We start from the raw sequence: 19961 nt of genomic DNA on the forward strand, positions 1-19961 counted from the left end.
TCCAACAAAAATAGATGTATGATTTTCCCTAATAAACTAGTGCATGGTCGATTAATAAAGCGATACAAAAGATTTTTAGCTGATGTTGTGTTGGATAATGGGGATATTGTTGTGGCGCACACCTCTAATTCGGGAAGCATGAAGTCTTGTTTGGAAGAAGGTGCAGAGGTGTACTTGACTTACGTGGATGATCCCAAACGGAAAACAAAGTACACTTGGGAAATGATCAAGATTAACGATTCTTGGGTAGGGATTAATACGCTTGTTCCAAATCAACTGGTTTACGAAGCTGTAAAAAATCAAGAATTTGTTGCTTTAAGAGAATATTCGTTCGTAAAAAGAGAAGTGAAATTTGACGATAGCCGATTTGATGTTTTTGCTTCGAATGAGGACGAAGAATGCTTTATCGAAGTAAAAAATGTGAGCATGAAAGTGGGTGAGTACGCTCGTTTTCCGGATGCTGTGACTACTCGAGGTAAAAAGCATCTTAATACCTTAATGAAGGTGAAGAAAGAGGGCAAAAGAGCTGTGATGGTTTATGTTATTCAGCGAACAGATGTTAGTAAATTTGCTCCTGCATTTGATATCGATCTTGAATATGCAAAAACTTTAAACGAAGCCTTTGAGTATGGAGTGGAGCTTTATGCTATCCAAGCAATTGTTACGCCGGAACAGGTTGAACTGGGGGAACTATTGCCTATCGAATTGGAATAAGGACTTAAACTAAGTACTTTTGTCAGCTTAAAAAGATAGAACATGAACGATAAGGCACAAAACGAATTGGGAAAATATCGCGAACTGAGAAATGAAGTGAGCGAATTGAGTGATCAGCTGGCCAAACTGCACAAAGATGAAATGGCTTGTAAAAAAGGATGTTCGGAGTGTTGTATGCACTTTTCGGTTTTGCCGGTTGAGTATTTTAGTATCCTACAGGAATTAAAAGCAAACCCACCACAGCAACATTTGGAGTTGGACGAAGAGGCTGACGACTGCAATTTCCTAATCGACGATTTGTGTCAAATATACGAAGCCCGACCATTTATTTGTCGTACACACGGATTGCCATTACTATTTATGAGTCTGGATGGCAATGATTGGGAATTATCGACTTGTCCGCTTAATTTTACTGATTTTGATGAATTTCATAGTGAAAACACCTATCCTCAGGATACCTACAACAGTAAATTATTCTTAATTAATCAGGAATTTGTAAAGAATTATGAAGCTGAAAAATTTGGCGATTTCGATATGATTTCAATCAATCGTTTGGTTACCGATCTGAAAAAATAAATTTTGCATAAACTACAAATATGGCAGAAGTTGAGTATCGACTAATTGAATCGAATAAGCATACAATTATTGTGCGTGAATTTTTTGGGGATGTTGAAGTTTCGGATGTGACTGAATCCTTCAAATACATTTTTAAGGAATATGCAGAACTAAATATTGTGGGTATTATTACCGATTTAACTCAAGCTAATTTTAAAATTGGAATTAAGGAGTTCCCGAAAATTTTACAATTCATTCTTCAGAATAAGAAGTTGTTTAATTTAAAAATGGCTGTGATTGCCGATACTCCCGAGAAAACAGTTTTTCCTATGCTTGCTCAAGTCAGATTTAAGTTCCTACCTGTGAAACCTTTCACGACCATGCAAGCTGCTGTTCAGTGGATGAATGAAGCCTAATTAATGGTACTTTTTATTTTTAGTGACAGATTGTTAAGGATTGAAAAAGTCCATTTCTATTGTTTTAGAAGTGCTTACTCTTAGCGAATTTTAAAAACTCTTATTGGATGTTGTACCGATTAATTTTGGAAATAAGCTAAATTCTGTTGTAACTTAGGATACCGAGTGGAGGTTTAATTCTTAAAATTTCAGGTTATGGGAGCAATGAAAATTACACCAACGAATGATTTATTGAAGAAAGATATTCTAAATATTGCGTTAGAAATTTTTGTGAGAGATGGTTATTTCTCGACAACAGGAGCTATGATTGCAAGTGAAGTTGGTATTAGTGAAGAGAAGTTGTTTTCTCTTTTCAAGACCAAAGAGTATCTTTTGCACACGATAGTTGCTGAAGCGGTACATATGATATTCGATGGTATCGATCCAAATCAAGATGGTAAGTTATTAGAAGTTGAGTTGCTGTTTTTTATTAATGATTATTTCGATTCTATTGAAAAAAATCTTGAATTTTTTAAGCTATTCTATTCTTTAAGATTTCAGCCTGGAGTTGTTGAGGAGTACAGGCAGGAACTACACAAAATTGCAACTTCGAAATTTAAAATGATCGTTGACTATTTTAGAAAGGAGGGGGCTGAAAATCCAAAGATGGAAACACGTTTTCTTGCCTCGATGCTGGACGGGATTGCCATGAATTTTGTTCTGGAGCCCGATGGTTATCCAATTGATGAAATGCAACAGAAAGTCTTAAATATGTACATGAAAAAGGCTGAATACGAAGATTAATTTTGATCCCAAAAAACCTTGCTTTTCCATTACGAATTACCCAGACATAAAAAATCCGGTTCACAATGTGAACCGGATTTTTATATTTTGAATTTTGTAAATCAGCTAAAAGCTATAGTTTACAAATTATTTTAAACCACGTTTGATTAATAATGCATCAATACTAGGTTCTGCACCTCTGAATCGTTTGTACAATACCATTGGATCTTCAGAACCACCTTTAGCCAATACGTTATCGCGGAAAGCTTTTGCAGTTTCTTTGTTGAATAAACCAGTTTCCTTGAATGCTTGAAAAGCATCAGAATCCAATACGCCAGCCCAAATGTAAGCGTAGTATCCAGCAGAGTATCCACCAGCAAAAATGTGATTGAAATAAGTTGAACGATATCTAGGATAGATTTCAGAAATTAATCCTAGTTCATCTAAATATTTTTTCTCGAAAGTCATTACATCTTCTGTTAACTCTTCAGTTAATGTATGATATTTCATATCCAACATGGAAGCGGCTAAGTATTCAACTGTTGCAAATCCTTGATTGAATTTACCAGCATCTTGAATTTTCTTCACCAATTCAACAGGAATTACTTCACCTGTTTTATAATGTTTAGCATAAAGTGCCAACATTTCTGGTTCAAAACACCAGTTTTCCATTACCTGAGATGGAAGCTCAACAAAATCGCGGGAAACTGAAGTTCCAGACAACATGTTGTATTTGCATTTCGATAAGAATCCGTGTAGAGCATGACCAAATTCGTGGAATAAAGTTTCTACTTCGTCTGGAGTTAATAGAGAAGGAGTATCACCAACAGGTTTTGTAAAGTTACAAATGTTCATGATAATCGGACTAACAGACTTATCAGTACCAAAACCTGACTCCTTACGGAATGAACTCATCCAGGCACCACCTCTTTTCGAAGCACGTGGGTGATAATCCGCGTAGAAAATACCAATGTGTGTTCCATCCGCTTCCTGCAACTCAAACACTTGATTTTCAGGATTGAATTTAGCAATATCAGTACGTGGAATGAATTTGATTCCATATAATTTAGTCGCTAAAGTAAAAGCACCGTCACGAACATTGTTGATTTCGAAGTATGGTTTTAATTCCTCTTCATCTAAATCGTATTTCGCCTTTTTTACTTTATCTGAATAAAACCACCAATCCCAAGAAGCCAGCTTGAATTTTCCACCTTCTTGATCGATTACCTTTTGCATTTCAAGAACCTCTTTTTTTGCATTTGGCAAGGCTGCTGCCCAAAGTTGATTCAATAATTTAAATGCATTTTCAGGAGTTTTAGCCATGTTCTTTTCAAGAACAAATTCTGCATGGTTTTTGAATCCAAATAACTGAGCACGCTTAAGACGTAGATTTATAATTTTCTTGGCAATCTCTTTGTTATCGAACTCATTGTTATTGTTACCACGATTCACATATCCCATGTATAATTTTTCTCTCAAGTCGCGATTCTCAGCGTATTGAAGGAAAGGAAGCATACTTGGCTTTTGAGTCGTAAACATCCATTTACCCTCTTTACCATCTGATTTTGCAGTTTCAGCAGCAGCACCAACAACACCTGCAGGTAAACCAGCAAGATCTTTTTCGTTGTCAATCACCAATTTAAAATTGTTTGTCTCGGCTAAAATATTGTCACCAAATTGCAGTGTTAAAGCTGAAAGTTCTGAATCGATAGCACGTAATTGGTTTTTCTCATCATCAGCAAGATTTGCTCCGCTACGAACAAAACCACTGTAGATTTTATCCAGCATGCTTTGTTCTTCAACAGAAAGATCCAATTCATCCATTTGATCGTAAACAGACTTAATTCTTTTGAATAAGTTTTCATTCAAACTAATATCAGCACTGTACTTTGTCATTAATGGAGACAATCTTTTTGCAAGAGCTGCAATAGAATCAGTGTTTTCAGATCCTTTAATATTATAAAATACATCGCTTACTTTATCAAGTAATGCACCAGACTTTTCGTAGGTAATAATTGTATTTTCGAAAGTCGGAGCCTCTTTGCTGTTAGCAATAGCATCAATTTCAAGCAAACCTTGTTTCATGCCTTCCATGAAGGCGGGTTCGTAATGCTCAAATTTAATTAAATCAAATGGAGCTGTTTGATGTGGTGTGTCGTAGGCTGCAAAGAACGGATTGTCAGTCTTTTGCTCGCTTTTGTTACTATTACAGGCGGTTAAACCGATACCTGCAACAAGTACATAAATAAAAGTCTTTTTCACGTTGTTAGGTGTTAGTATTAGTACTTATAGAATGTTTGCCTGCCAAATTAATAAAATTTGATAGGTTTTCCTTATGATTTGTTTAGTTTTCGCAACATATTCGTTGCAATTTAGAATCAAAATATGCGAAATGGGAAAAGTGGAAGGGGAGTTGTTGGTAAGCTTAACTATTTTAAATAATAGTTAATTTTGATGCCTGAGGAGATGGTCAGATATTTATCTTTCTTTAAAGCAGCTTTTTTCTGGGCGTCTTATTATTTGAATTCTTTTTTTGCTTTTCAGAGTCCCGGTTTTCACTCTTTGGTGAAAAGCTAAGGTAAAATGCGATCCATAGTATGAATAAAACAACCGAAACCGAAGCGTATTTGTTAAAATAAAATCCTTTTATTGAGAAAATGATCGCATCTTGAGGATCTTCCTTTGAGTGAAGAATCTGAAATTTCTTGCCAATAGGATATTCAACATTTTCAGGACCTCTAAGAACATATTTCTTTTGATTCGCTTCGTAGGCAATAACAGAATAAAAAGACAGCAACATGCCGCTCTTTTCTTCAATAATCTTTACAACAACACCTTCTGTTTTTTCACCAGATACAATTAGTTTCCAATTTCCATAAATGGGAATTAGCAATATCAAAATCGTTATAATAAGAAATTTGGATCCTGAAAGTTTCATCGTGTACAGATATTTAGCGGTAATAAATATAAGGAAATTTATACAAAAAAAAGAGGCTGTATTCTAACATGAATAGCAGCCTCTTTAAATTTTGTATTTCTTCCTTATTCAGGATAATTTAAGTTTTCTTCAGTAAGATTTCCCAAAACCTCAGTTTTGAATTTGTTGGATTCCCATCTCGCCATTGGTAAATCGTGGCTCATGTAATTTCCACATTCAATCTTGTTGGTTCCTGGAATTTCGTCTGTGAAATTAGCCATGAAATCAAACATTTCCTGAGTTAGTTTTACAATATCCCTTGATTCTAAATCGCCATTAAAAATAACGTAGAATCCAGTACGGCAACCCATTGGACCAAAATAGATCGTGCGATCGGACCATTCCTTATGATTTCTCAAAAAGGTTGCGCCTAAGTGCTCCATAGTATGCATTGCAGGAATATCCATTGCCGGTTCCTGGTTTGGCAATTTGGTTCGAATATCGAAACTTGTTAAGGTTTCTGCTCCAACTTTATCCTTACGGGATACATAGATCCCTCTTTTCAATTTATTGTGATCAACTGTAAAGCTTTGTATTTTTTCCATATTACTATTTTTTATTTCTGATTTCCTAACTCACGAACCATTTCTGTTACCATTTTGGCTGAATTGACTGCGGCTATTTCAACAAATTCCTGATACTCGATGTCATTTTCCTGTCCTGCAATATCCGAAATAGATCGGATAACCACAAATGGAATACTGAATTGGTAACAAGTTTGTGCAATTGCAGCACCTTCCATTTCAACAGCTTCGGCAGTAGGGAATAGTGTTTTTATTTTATTTGTAGCGTCTGCATTATTCATGAACTGATCTCCAGTAAGAATGCATGCTTTTTTTGTTTGTAAATCGGTTAATAAATGAACCGACTTCTCTGCCAAGGCAATTAATTTCTCATCTGCGATAAAGCTAGCCGGCATTCCGGGAACTTGGCCTATTTTATAACCGAAAACGGTGCAATCCATATCATGATGAATAACTTCTTCGGATATTACGATATCTCCAACCTTTAAATCGCCGGGGAAACCACCTGCAGCACCAGTATTAATCACATAATCGGGTTGAAAATTGTCGATTAACAATGCAGCACCAATGGCTGCATTTACTTTTCCAATACCCGATTGAAGTAAAACAATTTCTACATTGTTTAAAGTACCCGTATAGAAAACAAATGATCCTTTTCTTTGTTCATTTCTGTTGGCCAATTGATCGCGAAGCTTAACAACTTCGACTTCCATTGCACCTATAATTCCAATTTTCATGCTCAATAAGATTTTAGATGAGAGTGATAAGATTCTGGACTTCTAATCATCCAATCTCAAATTTCTTCATTAATTTTTAAGAATGCCAAAGGTACAAAACTATCCTGCTGTTCACTCAAGCCCGATTAACTTTATTGGTTGTTTTTTCTGGGGGCTAAAATTTCAATTCAATGATCACAGAAAGAAAATTTAATTAACTTCATCATTCTAATAAGAAAAAGTTATCGGATGACCTTAAAACAATTAAAGTATGCTTTGGCATTGGGCCGTTTAGGAAGTTACATAGGTGTTGCTAAATCGATGGGGGTTTCACAACCGGCTGTTAGCCTGCAAATACAAGCTTTAGAGGAGGAGTTGGGAATTATTCTTTTCGATCGTTCGACCAAAAGTGTTGAGCCTACCTTAAATGGAATTGCCTTTTTGGAGAAAGCGCAATCTTTGGTAACAGAATCGAGGCAATTGGAAGATTTTGCCATTTTGTTGTCTGAAGAGATTCAGGGTGATGTTTGTTTAGGGATTATTCCAACTTTATCCCCATTTTTGGTGCCTTTGTTTATCGATGACTTGAATAAAAGGTATCCTAAAATCAAGCTAAAGATTCAGGAGGCAATTACTGAAGATATTTTACGGGGAATTAAAAATGGAACCTTTCATGGTGGAATTCTCTCAACACCAATTAAATTGAAAAGTAATCTGGTTTTGGATCCTTTATTTTATGAGCGGTTTTATTTGTATGTCTCTGATAAGCATGAACTGTATTCTCAAGATGAAATAGACATCAAAAAATTAGATTATTCAGATGTTTGGCTGCTGAAAGAAGGAAACTGTTTTATGGATCAGGTGACTAATATTTGCAGTATTCAACCCAACAGCAATGGTAATTTTGTATATGAAAGTAATAATATTGACGCACTGCGAAGAATTGTAGAGTACAAAGGAGGAGTTACCTTTTTGCCTGAACTTTCTACTTTGATGATTCCTTCGGAACAGGAAGAAATGATTAAGGTGATAAAAGGGAAGAAGAGGGTGAGAGAAGTGACGATGGTTTCATTAAAGACTGAGGTGAGACGAAACCTGCTGAATGTAATTAGTCAGGTTATTAAAGATAGTGTGCCTTCCCAAATGCTTAGTTGGGAAGATAAAGAAATTGTAAAAACTAATTTTGTAGAAAAATGATTGCTAAAACAATAAGAACACCCTATTATGCTGTTGTATTTACTTCGATAAAAACACCGCTTGACAAGGGGTATTCTGAAATGGCGGATTCCATGATAGAACTAGCCCAAAGACAACCTGGTTTTCTGGGAGCAGAATCGGCCGAAAATGAAGTTGGAATAACAGTTTCGTATTGGGAGAGTATGGATGCAATTAAAAAATGGCAAGCACATCCTGCTCATCAAATTGCTCAGGAAAGAGGCAAAGAGAATTGGTATCAAAAATATTCGGTAAGGATTTGCAAGGTAGAATCGGACTATTTTTTTGAGAAATAGAGTTTCGAATTCATAAATGCACTCTATACTGAAAGTTTTCGGGTGTCTAAATGGGATTTTGGGGTGAATGCTTTGAAACCGCCTTATTTCCTCGAAAGTAATCCTACAATCCAAATAATAGCTATGGCGCCAACAGTAGCCGATATCAGTAAACCAAAGAATCCGTTGAGATGAATTCCGAAAAAGCTAAAAATTGTGCCGCCAACGAAAGAGCCGATTACACCTAAAATCATATTGACTAAGATGCCATAACCGCGACCTTTTGATAGAATGCCGGCAATCCATCCAGCTACAAGTCCAATTAGTAAAAAAATAAGATAGTTCATAAATTGAAAATTAGTGCCTTGTTAAAATACTTAAAATTCTCAAAACAAAACTTATCTTTTGATTGTTTGTCATACACTAGAATGGTTTTTTGAATGGATAAGAATAATCATTAACTTCATTTTTGCAATGAAAGCGAAAAATTCAAAGCTGAAATTTTATGGGAAATATGATAGAAACAAAGAGTCAGCAAGATTTATTGGTGACTAAAACACCAATATTGAACCAAGGGAATCCTGAAGAAAAAAGAAGAGAACTTCTCAATTATTTTAGAGCTACCTGGGAATTGGATGAACGGTTATACGATTGCCTAAATGGACAGGAAGCATTTCTGCATCGTGCTGATCCATTGCGTCATCCATTGGCATTCTATTTTGGTCATACGGCAACTTTTTTTGTTAATAAACTGATACTTGCAGGAATTATTACTGAAAGAATTGATTCAAAGTTTGAATCGATGTTTGCTGTGGGGGTGGATGAAATGTCGTGGGATGATTTGAATGAAAAGCATTACGACTGGCCGACTGTAGAGGAGACTCAGGTTTATCGTAACAAGACTAAAAAAATGATTGAGAAGCTGATTTTAGAGCTTCCTCTTACCATTCCAATCAATTGGGAAAGTCAGTTTTGGGTGATTGTAATGGGGATAGAACATCAGCGTATTCATATTGAAACATCATCGGTATTGATTCGGCAATTGCCGATTGATCTGGTGAAGCCAAATTCTCTCTTTAAAATTTGCGAGGAATGGGGGAATGCTCCAGCTAACGAATTGGTAAAGGTTAAATCGGGAAAGGTTAGTATCGGAAAAGGAAAAGATAATGCTTTGTATGGTTGGGACAATGAGTTTGGAAAATACAATTCTAAAATAAAATCATTTTACGCATCAAAGTTTTTAGTCTCTAATGAAGAGTTTAAGGCTTTTGTAGATGATGATGGGTACACAACAGAAAAGTGGTGGACGGAAGAAGGCTGGGGCTGGGTGACTTATAAAAAATGTACCCATCCTTTGTTTTGGGTGAAAGAGGGGACCGAATGGAAGTTTCGCACGCTGCTGGAGATTATTGAAATGCCTTGGAATTGGCCTGCGGAGGTAAATTATCTGGAAGCAAAGGCTTTCTGTAACTGGAAATCTGCGAAGACAGGCAAAACGTTACGCATGCCAACCGAGGCGGAGTATTATCGTTTACGGGATTCACTGCATATTGCCGATCAGCCGGAATGGGAAATAGCACCAGGGAATATTAATTTGGAGCATTACGCTTCCTCTTGTCCGGTGGATAAATTTGAAACCGGTGGTTTTTACGATGTAATTGGCAACGTGTGGCAATGGACCGAGATGCCTATTTCAGGATTGGATGGTTTCGAGATTCATCCGTTTTACGATGATTTTTCAACACCAACTTTTGATGCCAAACACAATCTGATTAAAGGAGGTTCGTGGATTTCGACGGGGAACCTGGCCATTCGCGATTCCCGTTATGCTTTTCGTCGTCATTTTTATCAGCATGCAGGTTTTCGGTATATCGAATCGGATGTGAAAGTGGAAATTGAAACCGATTACTACGAAACCGATAATTTGGTATCGCAATATTGTGAATTTCAATATGGAGAAGAATATTTTGGCATCCAAAATTATTCAGAAGCTTGTCTTTCGATTATTGAAAATCATCTGGCCGATTTACACAAAGGAAATGCGCTGGATTTGGGATGTGCAACTGGCAGAACATCATTCGAGCTGGCTAAACATTTCGATCGGGTGACAGGAGTAGATTTTTCGGCTCGCTTTATTCGAATTGGAACTCAGCTAAAAGAAACCGGAAAACTAAAATATATCCGAGAGGAAGAAGGAAAGTTGACGAGTTATCAGGAGGTGAAACTGGAAGATCATAATTTGGATATTATTCGAAATAAGGTGGAATTCTTTCAAGCAGATGCTTGCAATTTAAAGGATATTTATACCGGATATGATTTGGTGTTTGCAGGAAACTTAATTGATCGATTGTACGACCCAATTCAATTTCTGAAAGACATTCACCAGCGAATTAATGAAAATGGAATGTTGGTATTAACTTCGCCATACACTTGGTTGGAAGAGTTTACTGAGCTAAATAAATGGGTGGGTGGATATCGAAAAGATGGCGAACCTTACACAACACTGGATGGGTTAAAGGAGATTTTGAAAGAGCATTTTTATTTGTTGGATGAACCGAAGGATGTGCCTTTTGTTATTCGTGAAACATCAAGAAAATATCAGCATACAATAGCGCAAATGACAATTTGGAAGAAGAAATAAGGCGATAAAAAAGGGACAATTGATGATTTTCAATTGTCCCTTTTTTTGAAGAATTATAGTTATTCGCCTGAAGATTTATTCTCACCAGGAATAACTTCATCTTCTCTAATAATTAGCGGGAGTAATTCTCCACATTTCGGACAAAAATTGACTGGGTTAATGATTAGGTAATTACATTCGTCACAATTAGTCTTTTGGTAAACGTTAAGATACTTATCCCCTAATTTTGTACGTTTGATATGTGAGTCCTGAGTTTTTTTTTATCTTTATTTCTTTTTGTTTATTTGGGTCAAGTAATTTTTGTTTTCCAATAAGATCTGGATAACTAAAACCGACTAATTCATGTAATTTTAGAATTTCAAAGTTGGTGATTGATTTGTATCCTGAAAAAATATTTTTTGCGATACCAATTTCAATTTCAAGTAATTCAGCAACCGCTTCAACGCTTAGTGCTTTTTCAATCAATTGCTTGTTAAATTCTTCAGGATTAATGTATTTGAATGCCATATTTAGTGTTAATTTTTGATTGTTATCACGAAAATAGTTGAATATTTTTAATTGTTAGCTTAATTTTAAAATATTGTAAATTATTTACAGTGAAAAAAAAGTAATAATGTTAACTGTATGAACAATTATCGCTTTAAAAATTTTATCCGTGTAGTGGCATTGTACTATTGAAATAAAACCGAGGTAATCGGTTTTTAAAAAAATATTGTGAATGTATCTTGATTTCAAGTTCAATCGAAGTATCAATAGTAACAGGTAGTTTATTCCATCAGCAGAATTACACCAGTTTTTATTGTTCGGTCATCTACCCTGTTTCCGCTCCTAAGGGAGCTAATCTCATTGTATCTTTGCCCTAATCTACAAAGCAATAATTTTCACACGAAGCAATTTTCTTTACATTTTACAGTGTCTAATGGTTTGTCATTGTGTGCTGTGGGTTGGGATGTTATTGTCTACACATCTGCTTTTAATTGTGAACTAAAAATAGCAAAGTCGCAATGTAACTTAGCTCACTCATTTGTATGTATTCGCAAGTTGTCTTATTCAAACCTTATAAACATTTTATCGAAATTTAAAGTCATGGTATTGAATTGTTGAATCAGGTCTTGTCCTATATTTCCATACACTGTTTCATCTTCTTTAATTTTTTCTTTCAATACCTGAATGTCTTTGAGTGCAGCGTCTTTTCCCAAAATATTGAACGTATGATTGATCACATATCCATCAAATCCAGCTTTCCCACCGGCACCTCCAAAACTAATTTTTTCAGGCTGATAATGTTTGGTAATTTCATCAAGGTTTTCCTTATAAAAAGAATGGTAAAGCATTGTATTATCTGCACCTGTATCAAAAGTAAAGTGCATTCCGTCTATGTAAATTAAAGGGGTTAATCCATTCATTGCCATATTCGAACTCTCTATGAAAGCCGTCCTTTCTTTAGGAATAATGAAATCACCATTTTGGGTTATCTGTATTTCCTTTAAGGCTTCAATTAAGGGGAAACCTAATATTCCATAAATCTGATAATTTATCTGTGGAAAAGACAAGTCTTCGTCTGGTAATACCAAAAAAATGACATGATACATATCGACATTTCCCATTGTCAGTTGATCACACACGGCCAACTGAGCCAAAATTTTAGTACCTGTAATAGTTTCGACTTCTATTTCTACAGGAATGATTTTCATTTTTAGCCGCTCTGCAACAGATTGCGAAGTGGTCGATAAATTAGCACCCGTATCAAAAATAAAATTTAGGGTATCACAATTTGCAGACACTTTCAGGTTTTTTAGGCCTGCGATGTCTTTTTCCATCTTCAGGATTGTATTCTGTTTGATAATTACTTTTTGCGGAGAAGTGTTTTCTAATGAAGACCATATTTTTAAGCTGTTCTCAAAACTGGCTGTTTCCTTCTTAGTAAGATCTTTTTTATAATCACTCAAAATAGTAATAATGGAATTTTTAGCTTCTTTGTAATTGTACAGTTTCAAAGAGTTATCCATTTTTACTTCGTACAGTTTTAATTGAAGAGAATCAGGAATACTTAGTTTTTTATCGATTAGGAATGTTATCTTTTCCTGCGATTCATCCAGTCGGTTAAATGCATTATCTAAAAGGGCTTCAGTGAATTTTTGATAGGCTATGGGAAAATTATTTTTAGCGAAAGAATACATTTCTTTTGCCTTAAAGAAATTCTTCTGTTCAAGTAAATCATATATATCATTGAATTTAAGATTCTCATTCTGGCCGAATAGATTCAAACAGGATAAAATCCATAAAAAAGAAATTCCGATTTTTTTTAGATGTCTCAATTACTGTATGGTTTCAAATTGTTGATAGTATTTGTTTTATTTTCTGGAATTTAGATAATCAGGCAAGTTCTTAGCCTTACTCCTCATCTTCATTAATATAGTCCCCATCATCATTCGTTATTTTTTTATGGTAGGGTGGAATTTCGAAGTAGAACGGCATTTCGAGCACCTGCAATGTTTCTTTAAAAAACTGACACAATGAGTAAAGTTCTTTTTGGGCCAGATAAGTAAGCAGATTGTCTTTTGTTTCCGTGCATATTTCAACTGTAAACATTTCTTTTAGCTCATCAAGAGCATTTTGTCGCAACCACTCCAACGAATCGAGATGCTCACGAATAAGGTAGTCCGAAAAAGATTCAAAGTTCAGAAGTTTACTTAGGGAATCTGTCATTTCCGGCTCGTAGAGTTTTTCTTTGCCTGTTGTTTTTAAGGTGACAAGAAGATTAGATAAATGATAGATCTGTTTTGCAATGTTCTCGTTTACATCTTTTGTGAATTTTTCTTTTTTGCGGGTAAAAGTTCTTTCGGGGGGAACTGGAAAAGAGATCAAATATTTTTCAACAATTGCGCAAGACTCATAATATTTTCGTTTGAGCAGATGGCTGAGCAGTTTTTGTTTTACGATATCGGTAACCGGTTCTACCAATGTTCCCATGATGTGCTTCAAAGCGTCTGGGTCGTTTTTTGCGACCCAGGCCACGCTGTCGTAATAAGCGCCAAGATCATCAAAGCTGATGTTGTCAATATCACGTAGGTCATCAATGCTGGATATCATGTATACCGAGTTTAGTGCATATTTGTACCAACGGTAACGGGGTTTGCCATCTATTTCTTCCCATGCGTATTTATCAGACTCTGAAAAGTCCAATTTGTCTATAATATCGTAAAACATGCAATTTGGGTTTTTATATTTTTAGAGTCTAATACTACATCTAGATTCTCATTTTTCATTAGGAATTGTCTTATCATCTCTAATAAGCTGAGGAAGTAATTCTCCACAATTCGGACAATAATTGACTGGGTTATTAATCAGGAAATTACATTTTTCACAGCTGGCTTTTTCATCAATGTCAAGGTAGGTATTCTTCAAAATTGAATGATTGTTATTTGAGCTATGTTTTTTAGGCCTTACTATTTTGATTGGTTTATTTTCGTTAATTGTTTTTTCACTTGTAATAAGATCAAGGTAAACGAAACCCATTAATTCATGTAGTTTAAGGATTTCAATTTCAGGGATCGATTTGTATCCTGCAAAAATATCTTTTGCATGATTAATTTCTAGAGTAAGTATTTCAGCAACATCTTTAAGGGTTAATTTTTTTTCAGTTAATTGTCTGTCGAATTCTTTTGGGTTTATGTAAGATGTAGTCATGATTTATAGTTTAGGTTTCTTATTGATTATTACGAAAATAGCAGAATAATTTTAATTCCGGTCAAGTTTTTTAAATGTTGTCAATTATTTTTTAAGCAAGGTGATAATAGTTTTAGAGTATAAATTGGGAACATACTCTGTAACTGTAGTGTAGGCGAAGTAAATAGAAGTATTTGCATCGCTATGTCGTTAAATGTTCATTCAATTAAAACTCAGTGAATCTTTATTTCCTACTCAATCTTTTTTGTTTCTCTTTTAAAGTCGAAATCTATTAAATACTTGAAAAAAGCTCTCCTCATTAAGGTTTTATTCTTTATATATCATTTTAAGATCAAGTATTACTAATGTTTTTTATTTGTTATACTGTTTAGCTATAGTCATTTTCCTGAAGACGTTTTTTTAATATTGTTTATTTATTTTTTCTAATAAATTTAGGAAGTGCTTTTCCGCAGGAAGGACAATAATTAACAGTATCCGATATAAAAAAATCACATTTCTTACAAATATATTTCTGCTGAATATTTCGATCTATTTTTATTGATTTGCGGATGATTACAGGTTGACTGCTGGGATTAACTTCATTTTCGCTACCGCAATCTATAGGAAGAGTTCTATTTATTGTAACTAGTCCTTGGTAGCAATAGCCACCCATCTCAGTTAATTTCAGGATTTGTAAATTGGAGATTGATTTGTGTCCAGCCAAAAGTTTATCAGCGATACTTATTTCTATTCCAAGTAATTCTGCAACCGATTTAATGCTTTGTTTTCTTTCACTTAATTGCTTGTCGAATTCTTTAGGATTAATGTATGTGGCTCTCATTATTTATAGCTAATTGTTTTATTGTTTATGACGAAAATACTTGAATATTTCTAATTGTTGCCTAAATTTTAAAATATTGTAAATTATTTACAGTGAAAAAAGTAATGGTATTAACAGTACTAATAATTATGGCTTTTGAAATTTTATCAGTGTAGTCGTGTTGTAATATGGAAATAAAATCGAAGTTGATCGATTAAAAAAAATATTGTCTGAATATGTTTTGGTTTTCGAGTTCCATAGAAGCATCAATAGCAACATTAACAGGTAGTTTACTGTTTTCAGGATGCTTACTACAAATCTATTTTAATGAAATTTGCAGACAATAAAAAAGGGACAATTAATCTAAATTAATTGTCCCTTTATTTTCCTCAGTTTTAATTATTTGAATTCAATTTTTATTGGGAAGTGAAATTTTGTTTTGGCTTTGCATTTGATAGATCTAGTAAGAAATCTTTTTTATCAATAGACCATTTAATTTTTTCATCCGCACCAATTAAAGAGATAGATGAAATTTTATTCGCATCGAACCTAAGGGGGTTGATGGAAGATTTTAGAGATGCATCGTATAAATTGAAGTTGAAAGGGCATTCCTTTTTTTTCAAAAGGCAGGAGTTTAGAGTAAAATGGAAGAAAAGTATCATACAATGGAGCATATTTACCTTTTAAATTTCTCAATTATCATCTACTTTTGTTTCGGAACAAAACAATCGAATCCGCAAAAAATCTATTCGGTTGATTTATATCACCCGAAAATTAAGAGAAACCCAAAATCGACCTAAGAATGAATCTGGAAAACAACAAAAAAAATGCAATTGCTTTTTATAAAATGGCCTATGAAGGCAATCCGATAAAGGCCGTTGAAAAATATGTGGGTAGTGAATATATCCAGCATAATCCACTAGTTGGGAATGGTCCGTAAGCTTTTATTGAATATTTCGACAGAATGCACATTGAATATCATGAAAAAACCATTGAATTTGTAAGGTGTATCGCAGAGGGCAATTTGGTGTCCTTGCATACGCATCAAATATGGCCAGGAAATGATCAATATGTGACCATGGATTTTTTTAGACTCGACGAAGTTGGAAAAATTTGCGAACACTGGGATTCTTTGCAACAAATTCCTGAGGGATCGGCAAATCAAAATACAATGTATTAGAAGGGAATAATCTTCTCTAACTATAAATTCTTACTATGGAAATATTTGAACGAAAAGACTACTTTCTTCAATTGCTCTCAGAACACATCCTGATTTCGTTCGGAGCACTTGCTTTTACTACAATTATTGGAATATTATTAGGCATTTGGGTGTTTTACTCAGCTAAATCAAGAATAATTGTTCTGTCGGCAGTTAACTTTTTGTACACCATACCTTCTATCGCCATGTTTGGTTTATTAATACCACTGGTGGGAATAGGGCTTAATAATGCATTAATCGTATTGGTACTGTATGGCTTACTGCCGATGACCAGAAATACATATTCCGGATTAAGTGAAGTACGCTCTGATATTGTGGAGGCAGCCAAGGCTATGGGGGCTGCCAAATACCAGATTTTCAAGGATATTTATTTTCCTTTGGCACTGCCAGCAATACTATCAGGCTTACGAATAACCACTGTAATGATTGTTGCACTAACCGGACTTGCTGCTTTGATAGGCGCGGGTGGTTTAGGGCAAGCTATTTTTAGGGGACTGAACACAATGAATACTCCTATGATTGTGGCAGGTTCTTTGGGAATATCGCTGCTCGCTATTTTAAGCGACAGATGGGTAGGTGTTTTCGAAGGTAAATTGGTGTGTATAATCAGTAAAAACTCCTCGAAAAAGCAAAAGCTAAGGGTGTATGTAAATGTAATTCTGCTTTTAGCTGCACTCATTGCTGCTGCTGCCAATACAAATCCATTTCAATCGAATCATGTAAAAACAGTGACTGTAGCCTCCAAGCCAACAAGCGAACAATTTATTTTAGGAGAGGTTATTGCACAATTAATAGAGCGCAATACAGAGCTAAATGTCGTACGCAAATTTGGAATCGGTGGTGGTACAACCAATATTCATCCAGCAATGGTAAATGGCGAGGTAGATATGTATGTGGAATATACTGGCACAGGATGGATGAGTGTATTGAAAGAGAAATTACCGGGAAATAATCAGGTCGATTTCAATTCGATACAGAAACAATACAAAGACAATTTTAAATTAAAATGGTTGGGCTTACTGGGATTTAATAATACTTATGCTTTGGCAATACCCGATAGTTTGGCTGTAAAGTTCAACATTAAAAATTGTTCGGACCTTGCACTATATAGTAAGCATTTTAAATTTGGTGCCGAGTTCGATTTCTTTGAGCGTCCCGATGGTTACGAAGGCCTGGTAAATACTTATGGATTTGATTTTTCTTCCATTCACGAAATGGATATCAATTTGAGATATAATGCTATGGTTGAGGGCAAGGTAAATGCTATTGATGCCTTTACAACTGATGCGAAAATTGTTGCACAAAAGCTTAAAGTGTTAATCGACAACCGAAATTATTTTCCGACTTACGAGGCTGGAATAATAATAAGAATGGGAATCCTTGAAAAGTATCCGGAATTAGAGCCTTTATTGGTCAAACTAAATCAAAAAATAAGTACTGAAACCATGATGCACATGAATTATGAGGTGGAAGTGCTGAACAAAGATCCCAAAGAGGTAGCAACCTTATTTATTGAACAGCTTAAAGAATAGAAATAATGAGTAACTCAAATATTATCAAATTCAGTGGTGTTAACTTTTCTTACGGACAACAAAAGGTGCTTCACGATTTGTCTTTTAGCGTTGAAAAAGGCGAATTTATTTGCCTTACCGGTAAAAGTGGCTGTGGAAAATCAACCCTCTTGCGCTTAATCAACAGTTTGCTGCATCGTGAAGATGGCGAAATTGAGCTATTAGGCGAAAATATCGACAATTGGGAGATCCATCAATTGAGGCGAAAAATGGGATATGTTCTTCAGGAAGGAGCGCTTTTCCCGCACCTGACTGTTTACCAGAATATGTGCTATTGCATGAATTTAAATAATTACGATGAAGTTCGATGCAGACAGCGTATTGAGGAACTATTACCCTTGGTAAATTTAGACAAGGAAATTCTAAACAAGTTTCCCGAAAAGCTAAGTGGAGGTCAAGGTCAAAGAGTGGGAATTGTAAGAGCCATAGCCCATAATCCAGAGATCGTATTAATGGATGAACCTTTTTCAGCCCTGGATGAGGAAACCCGTGAAAACCTGCAAAATCTGGTGAAAAATATCCATCAACACTTGAATACAACTTTTATCATGGTAACTCACAATAAGGACGAAGCTGAAAAACTGGGTACTCGAATTATACACATGAACGAAGGGAAAATCAGTACAGTAAACACCAATTAAACGACACTTACACACTTAAATAAAATAACTATGTACAAGTTATTAGCAGCATTGCTGTGCCTTTTACTAATTAACACAAAGCTCGTTGCACAATTAGCACACCAAAATGATACACTCATTATAGGTGGTGCATTCAGGTATACTTATATGAATAACAGTTGGGACGAAGAGCATCAGAAAACCGGAGGCAGAGCCATTTTCGATGTTTTCATAGTAAATGCCCGTGGCCGGATAAAAGATATTGAATTCGCTTTTGAAAATCGATACTATGCGGAATCGTTTGGTGGTTTCATGCTTCGAAATGCATATGTTGGCCTTCCTCTTACCAATCATTTAAAACTGAAGCTGGGCATGCCCCGTACCCCTTTTGGAATATTACCCTACACCAGTAATAGTTTCATGTTTAATATGCAGTATTATTTAGGATTTGAGGATGATGCAGACATAGGAGGATTACTGGAGTATACTAAAGGAAACTATGAAGCTCAGCTTAGCTTTTCGAAAAATTCCGAAGATATTTTTAGTCAGGGGAACCGACGATATGCCTATGATATCAGTAAGGATAACCAGGAAATAAATACCATTACCGGAAGAACGGTCTATCATTTTGGAAAAGAAATGCCTATCGAAATAGGAGTATCAGGTCAGTATGGAGGCATTTACAATAAAGTATCTGAAGAAAATGGTGATCGGTGGGCTGGAGCCTTGCATGCTGTTGTGCAAAAAAGCAATTGGGATTTAAAAGCCGAAGTTTTGATTTATAAGTTCTTAGCGAAAGACTCTGTAAAACTTGATTACATAGAGATGGGAGCATTTGCTGCCGATTATCAGGTAGCCAACCAGGGAGTTAGTTACAGTGTGGCGATTGGTTACAAAATAAAGATCAACCATCTTCTTTTAAACGACATCAAGTTTTACAACGATTTTTCAGCTCTGGACAAATCAATTGCAGGTTTTGATTCTTCTTACATGAATGTGACAGGTTGTATGATTCACACCGGTCCAATTTATATGCTAATTGATTATGTGCTGGCTAAAAATCATCCGTGGATTGGGGAAAATTATACCAAAGCACTAGCAGAAGGTGGAGATACAAAATGGAACAGACGATTTAATATTAATCTAGGGATCTATTTTTAATCTTGCTTTGCAAATCGTATACCTAAAAAAGCGAAGGCTTATTTTTGGTTGAAGGTGAAGATTATCAATAGTTTCATTTGAAAGAATACAATAATAATATTTAACA

The 19961-nt window shown here is 35.1% G+C and carries 22 protein-coding genes; 12 read left to right on the forward strand and 10 right to left on the reverse strand.

Features of this window, described 5'->3' with window-relative positions; all coding sequences use genetic code 11:
• Window positions 1-18 precede the first annotated feature (18 nt).
• The 4 genes from sfsA to ALGA_RS19440 all read left to right on the forward strand — a co-directional run bounded on the left by sfsA (window position 19) and on the right by ALGA_RS19440 (window position 2468).
• Window positions 19-714 carry a DNA/RNA nuclease SfsA gene (sfsA, locus tag ALGA_RS19425; protein ID WP_096432079.1) on the forward strand — a complete coding sequence of 232 codons (696 nt, stop codon included), beginning with the start codon at window positions 19-21 and terminating at the stop codon, window positions 712-714.
• Between the two features lie 42 nt (window positions 715-756).
• Entirely contained in the window at window positions 757-1290 is a 534-nt protein-coding gene (locus ALGA_RS19430) for a YkgJ family cysteine cluster protein (RefSeq protein WP_096432082.1), read from the forward strand.
• Window positions 1291-1310: 20 nt separating this feature from the next.
• The gene (locus ALGA_RS19435; RefSeq protein ID WP_096432084.1) at window positions 1311-1685 is read left to right on the forward strand and encodes a hypothetical protein; all 375 of its coding nucleotides are present in this window, start codon (window positions 1311-1313) and stop codon (window positions 1683-1685) included.
• 195 nt (window positions 1686-1880) lie between these two features.
• A complete protein-coding gene (locus ALGA_RS19440) occupies window positions 1881-2468 on the forward strand; it encodes a TetR/AcrR family transcriptional regulator (protein ID WP_096432086.1) in 588 nt (195 codons plus the stop codon).
• A 126-nt stretch (window positions 2469-2594) separates the two neighbouring features.
• Here ALGA_RS19440 and ALGA_RS19445 read toward each other — a convergent pair whose 3' ends face one another.
• The 4 genes from ALGA_RS19445 to mtnN all read right to left on the reverse strand — a co-directional run bounded on the left by ALGA_RS19445 (window position 2595) and on the right by mtnN (window position 6685).
• On the reverse strand, window positions 2595-4709 hold the full coding sequence (locus tag ALGA_RS19445; RefSeq protein WP_096432088.1) for a M3 family metallopeptidase: 2115 nt from the start codon (window positions 4707-4709) through the stop codon (window positions 2595-2597).
• A 226-nt stretch (window positions 4710-4935) separates the two neighbouring features.
• A complete protein-coding gene (locus ALGA_RS19450) occupies window positions 4936-5385 on the reverse strand; it encodes a DUF3592 domain-containing protein (protein ID WP_096432090.1) in 450 nt (149 codons plus the stop codon).
• A 104-nt stretch (window positions 5386-5489) separates the two neighbouring features.
• Window positions 5490-5969 (reverse strand): S-ribosylhomocysteine lyase, encoded by a 480-nt coding sequence (locus ALGA_RS19455; RefSeq protein WP_096432092.1) that lies wholly within the window; start codon window positions 5967-5969, stop codon window positions 5490-5492.
• An 11-nt stretch (window positions 5970-5980) separates the two neighbouring features.
• A complete protein-coding gene (gene mtnN, locus ALGA_RS19460; RefSeq protein ID WP_096432094.1) occupies window positions 5981-6685 on the reverse strand; it encodes a 5'-methylthioadenosine/S-adenosylhomocysteine nucleosidase in 705 nt (234 codons plus the stop codon).
• Between the two features lie 228 nt (window positions 6686-6913).
• Between mtnN and ALGA_RS19465 the strand changes: the two genes are divergently transcribed.
• Together ALGA_RS19465 and ALGA_RS19470 are read left to right on the forward strand one after the other, a co-directional pair.
• The gene (locus ALGA_RS19465; RefSeq protein WP_096432096.1) at window positions 6914-7861 is read left to right on the forward strand and encodes a LysR substrate-binding domain-containing protein; all 948 of its coding nucleotides are present in this window, start codon (window positions 6914-6916) and stop codon (window positions 7859-7861) included.
• Window positions 7858-8175 (forward strand): antibiotic biosynthesis monooxygenase family protein, encoded by a 318-nt coding sequence (locus tag ALGA_RS19470; protein ID WP_096432098.1) that lies wholly within the window; start codon window positions 7858-7860, stop codon window positions 8173-8175. Before ALGA_RS19465 ends, ALGA_RS19470 begins: the two co-directional genes overlap by 4 nt.
• 83 nt (window positions 8176-8258) lie before the next feature.
• Here the strand turns inward: ALGA_RS19470 and ALGA_RS19475 are convergent, their stop codons facing one another.
• Entirely contained in the window at window positions 8259-8501 is a 243-nt protein-coding gene (locus ALGA_RS19475; protein ID WP_096432100.1) for a GlsB/YeaQ/YmgE family stress response membrane protein, read from the reverse strand.
• Between the two features lie 158 nt (window positions 8502-8659).
• On the opposite strand from ALGA_RS19475, the gene ovoA reads away from it, so the two are divergent.
• Entirely contained in the window at window positions 8660-10795 is a 2136-nt protein-coding gene (gene ovoA / locus ALGA_RS19480) for a 5-histidylcysteine sulfoxide synthase (protein ID WP_096432102.1), read from the forward strand.
• 213 nt (window positions 10796-11008) lie between these two features.
• On the opposite strand, the gene ALGA_RS19485 is transcribed toward ovoA, so the two are convergent.
• The 5 genes from ALGA_RS19485 to ALGA_RS19505 all read right to left on the reverse strand — a co-directional run bounded on the left by ALGA_RS19485 (window position 11009) and on the right by ALGA_RS19505 (window position 15305).
• Complete coding sequence (locus tag ALGA_RS19485; protein ID WP_096432104.1) at window positions 11009-11302, reverse strand: hypothetical protein; 294 nt, start codon at window positions 11300-11302, stop codon at window positions 11009-11011.
• 539 nt (window positions 11303-11841) lie between these two features.
• Window positions 11842-13113 carry a retropepsin-like aspartic protease gene (locus ALGA_RS19490; protein ID WP_096432106.1) on the reverse strand — a complete coding sequence of 424 codons (1272 nt, stop codon included), beginning with the start codon at window positions 13111-13113 and terminating at the stop codon, window positions 11842-11844.
• A 76-nt stretch (window positions 13114-13189) separates the two neighbouring features.
• Complete coding sequence (locus ALGA_RS19495) at window positions 13190-14005, reverse strand: hypothetical protein (protein ID WP_096432108.1); 816 nt, start codon at window positions 14003-14005, stop codon at window positions 13190-13192.
• A gap of 48 nt (window positions 14006-14053) precedes the next feature.
• Complete coding sequence (locus ALGA_RS19500; RefSeq protein WP_096432110.1) at window positions 14054-14485, reverse strand: hypothetical protein; 432 nt, start codon at window positions 14483-14485, stop codon at window positions 14054-14056.
• A 409-nt stretch (window positions 14486-14894) separates the two neighbouring features.
• Entirely contained in the window at window positions 14895-15305 is a 411-nt protein-coding gene (locus tag ALGA_RS19505) for a hypothetical protein (RefSeq protein ID WP_096432112.1), read from the reverse strand.
• Window positions 15306-16086: 781 nt separating this feature from the next.
• On the opposite strand from ALGA_RS19505, the gene ALGA_RS23265 reads away from it, so the two are divergent.
• The 5 genes from ALGA_RS23265 to ALGA_RS19530 are packed head-to-tail and all read left to right on the forward strand — an operon-like array spanning window position 16087 to window position 19855.
• Window positions 16087-16224 carry a nuclear transport factor 2 family protein gene (locus tag ALGA_RS23265; RefSeq protein WP_197705624.1) on the forward strand — a complete coding sequence of 46 codons (138 nt, stop codon included), beginning with the start codon at window positions 16087-16089 and terminating at the stop codon, window positions 16222-16224.
• A gap of 24 nt (window positions 16225-16248) precedes the next feature.
• A complete protein-coding gene (locus ALGA_RS23270; RefSeq protein WP_197705625.1) occupies window positions 16249-16464 on the forward strand; it encodes a nuclear transport factor 2 family protein in 216 nt (71 codons plus the stop codon).
• A 35-nt stretch (window positions 16465-16499) separates the two neighbouring features.
• A complete protein-coding gene (locus ALGA_RS19520; RefSeq protein ID WP_096432116.1) occupies window positions 16500-18035 on the forward strand; it encodes an ABC transporter permease/substrate-binding protein in 1536 nt (511 codons plus the stop codon).
• Between the two features lie 5 nt (window positions 18036-18040).
• Complete coding sequence (locus tag ALGA_RS19525) at window positions 18041-18715, forward strand: ATP-binding cassette domain-containing protein (protein ID WP_096432118.1); 675 nt, start codon at window positions 18041-18043, stop codon at window positions 18713-18715.
• Window positions 18716-18745: 30 nt separating this feature from the next.
• Window positions 18746-19855 (forward strand): hypothetical protein, encoded by a 1110-nt coding sequence (locus ALGA_RS19530; RefSeq protein ID WP_096432120.1) that lies wholly within the window; start codon window positions 18746-18748, stop codon window positions 19853-19855.
• The last annotated feature ends 106 nt before the right edge of the window (window positions 19856-19961 follow it).

The sequence above is a fragment of the Labilibaculum antarcticum genome (genome assembly GCF_002356295.1).
Lineage (GTDB): Bacteria > Bacteroidota > Bacteroidia > Bacteroidales > Marinifilaceae > Labilibaculum > Labilibaculum antarcticum.

Coding starts and splice junctions, on each gene's coding strand:
- sfsA (WP_096432079.1), top strand. CDS start 19: ATGATTTTCCCTAATAAACTAGTGCATGGTCGATTAATAAAGCGATAC.
- ALGA_RS19430 (WP_096432082.1), top strand. CDS start 757: ATGAACGATAAGGCACAAAACGAATTGGGAAAATATCGCGAACTGAGA.
- ALGA_RS19435 (WP_096432084.1), top strand. CDS start 1,311: ATGGCAGAAGTTGAGTATCGACTAATTGAATCGAATAAGCATACAATT.
- ALGA_RS19440 (WP_096432086.1), top strand. CDS start 1,881: ATGGGAGCAATGAAAATTACACCAACGAATGATTTATTGAAGAAAGAT.
- ALGA_RS19450 (WP_096432090.1), bottom strand. CDS start 5,385: ATGAAACTTTCAGGATCCAAATTTCTTATTATAACGATTTTGATATTG.
- ALGA_RS19455 (WP_096432092.1), bottom strand. CDS start 5,969: ATGGAAAAAATACAAAGCTTTACAGTTGATCACAATAAATTGAAAAGA.
- mtnN (WP_096432094.1), bottom strand. CDS start 6,685: ATGAAAATTGGAATTATAGGTGCAATGGAAGTCGAAGTTGTTAAGCTT.
- ALGA_RS19465 (WP_096432096.1), top strand. CDS start 6,914: ATGACCTTAAAACAATTAAAGTATGCTTTGGCATTGGGCCGTTTAGGA.
- ALGA_RS19470 (WP_096432098.1), top strand. CDS start 7,858: ATGATTGCTAAAACAATAAGAACACCCTATTATGCTGTTGTATTTACT.
- ALGA_RS19475 (WP_096432100.1), bottom strand. CDS start 8,501: ATGAACTATCTTATTTTTTTACTAATTGGACTTGTAGCTGGATGGATT.
- ovoA (WP_096432102.1), top strand. CDS start 8,660: ATGGGAAATATGATAGAAACAAAGAGTCAGCAAGATTTATTGGTGACT.
- ALGA_RS19485 (WP_096432104.1), bottom strand. CDS start 11,302: ATGGCATTCAAATACATTAATCCTGAAGAATTTAACAAGCAATTGATT.
- ALGA_RS19495 (WP_096432108.1), bottom strand. CDS start 14,005: ATGTTTTACGATATTATAGACAAATTGGACTTTTCAGAGTCTGATAAA.
- ALGA_RS19500 (WP_096432110.1), bottom strand. CDS start 14,485: ATGACTACATCTTACATAAACCCAAAAGAATTCGACAGACAATTAACT.
- ALGA_RS19505 (WP_096432112.1), bottom strand. CDS start 15,305: ATGAGAGCCACATACATTAATCCTAAAGAATTCGACAAGCAATTAAGT.
- ALGA_RS23265 (WP_197705624.1), top strand. CDS start 16,087: ATGAATCTGGAAAACAACAAAAAAAATGCAATTGCTTTTTATAAAATG.
- ALGA_RS23270 (WP_197705625.1), top strand. CDS start 16,249: ATGCACATTGAATATCATGAAAAAACCATTGAATTTGTAAGGTGTATC.
- ALGA_RS19520 (WP_096432116.1), top strand. CDS start 16,500: ATGGAAATATTTGAACGAAAAGACTACTTTCTTCAATTGCTCTCAGAA.
- ALGA_RS19525 (WP_096432118.1), top strand. CDS start 18,041: ATGAGTAACTCAAATATTATCAAATTCAGTGGTGTTAACTTTTCTTAC.
- ALGA_RS19530 (WP_096432120.1), top strand. CDS start 18,746: ATGTACAAGTTATTAGCAGCATTGCTGTGCCTTTTACTAATTAACACA.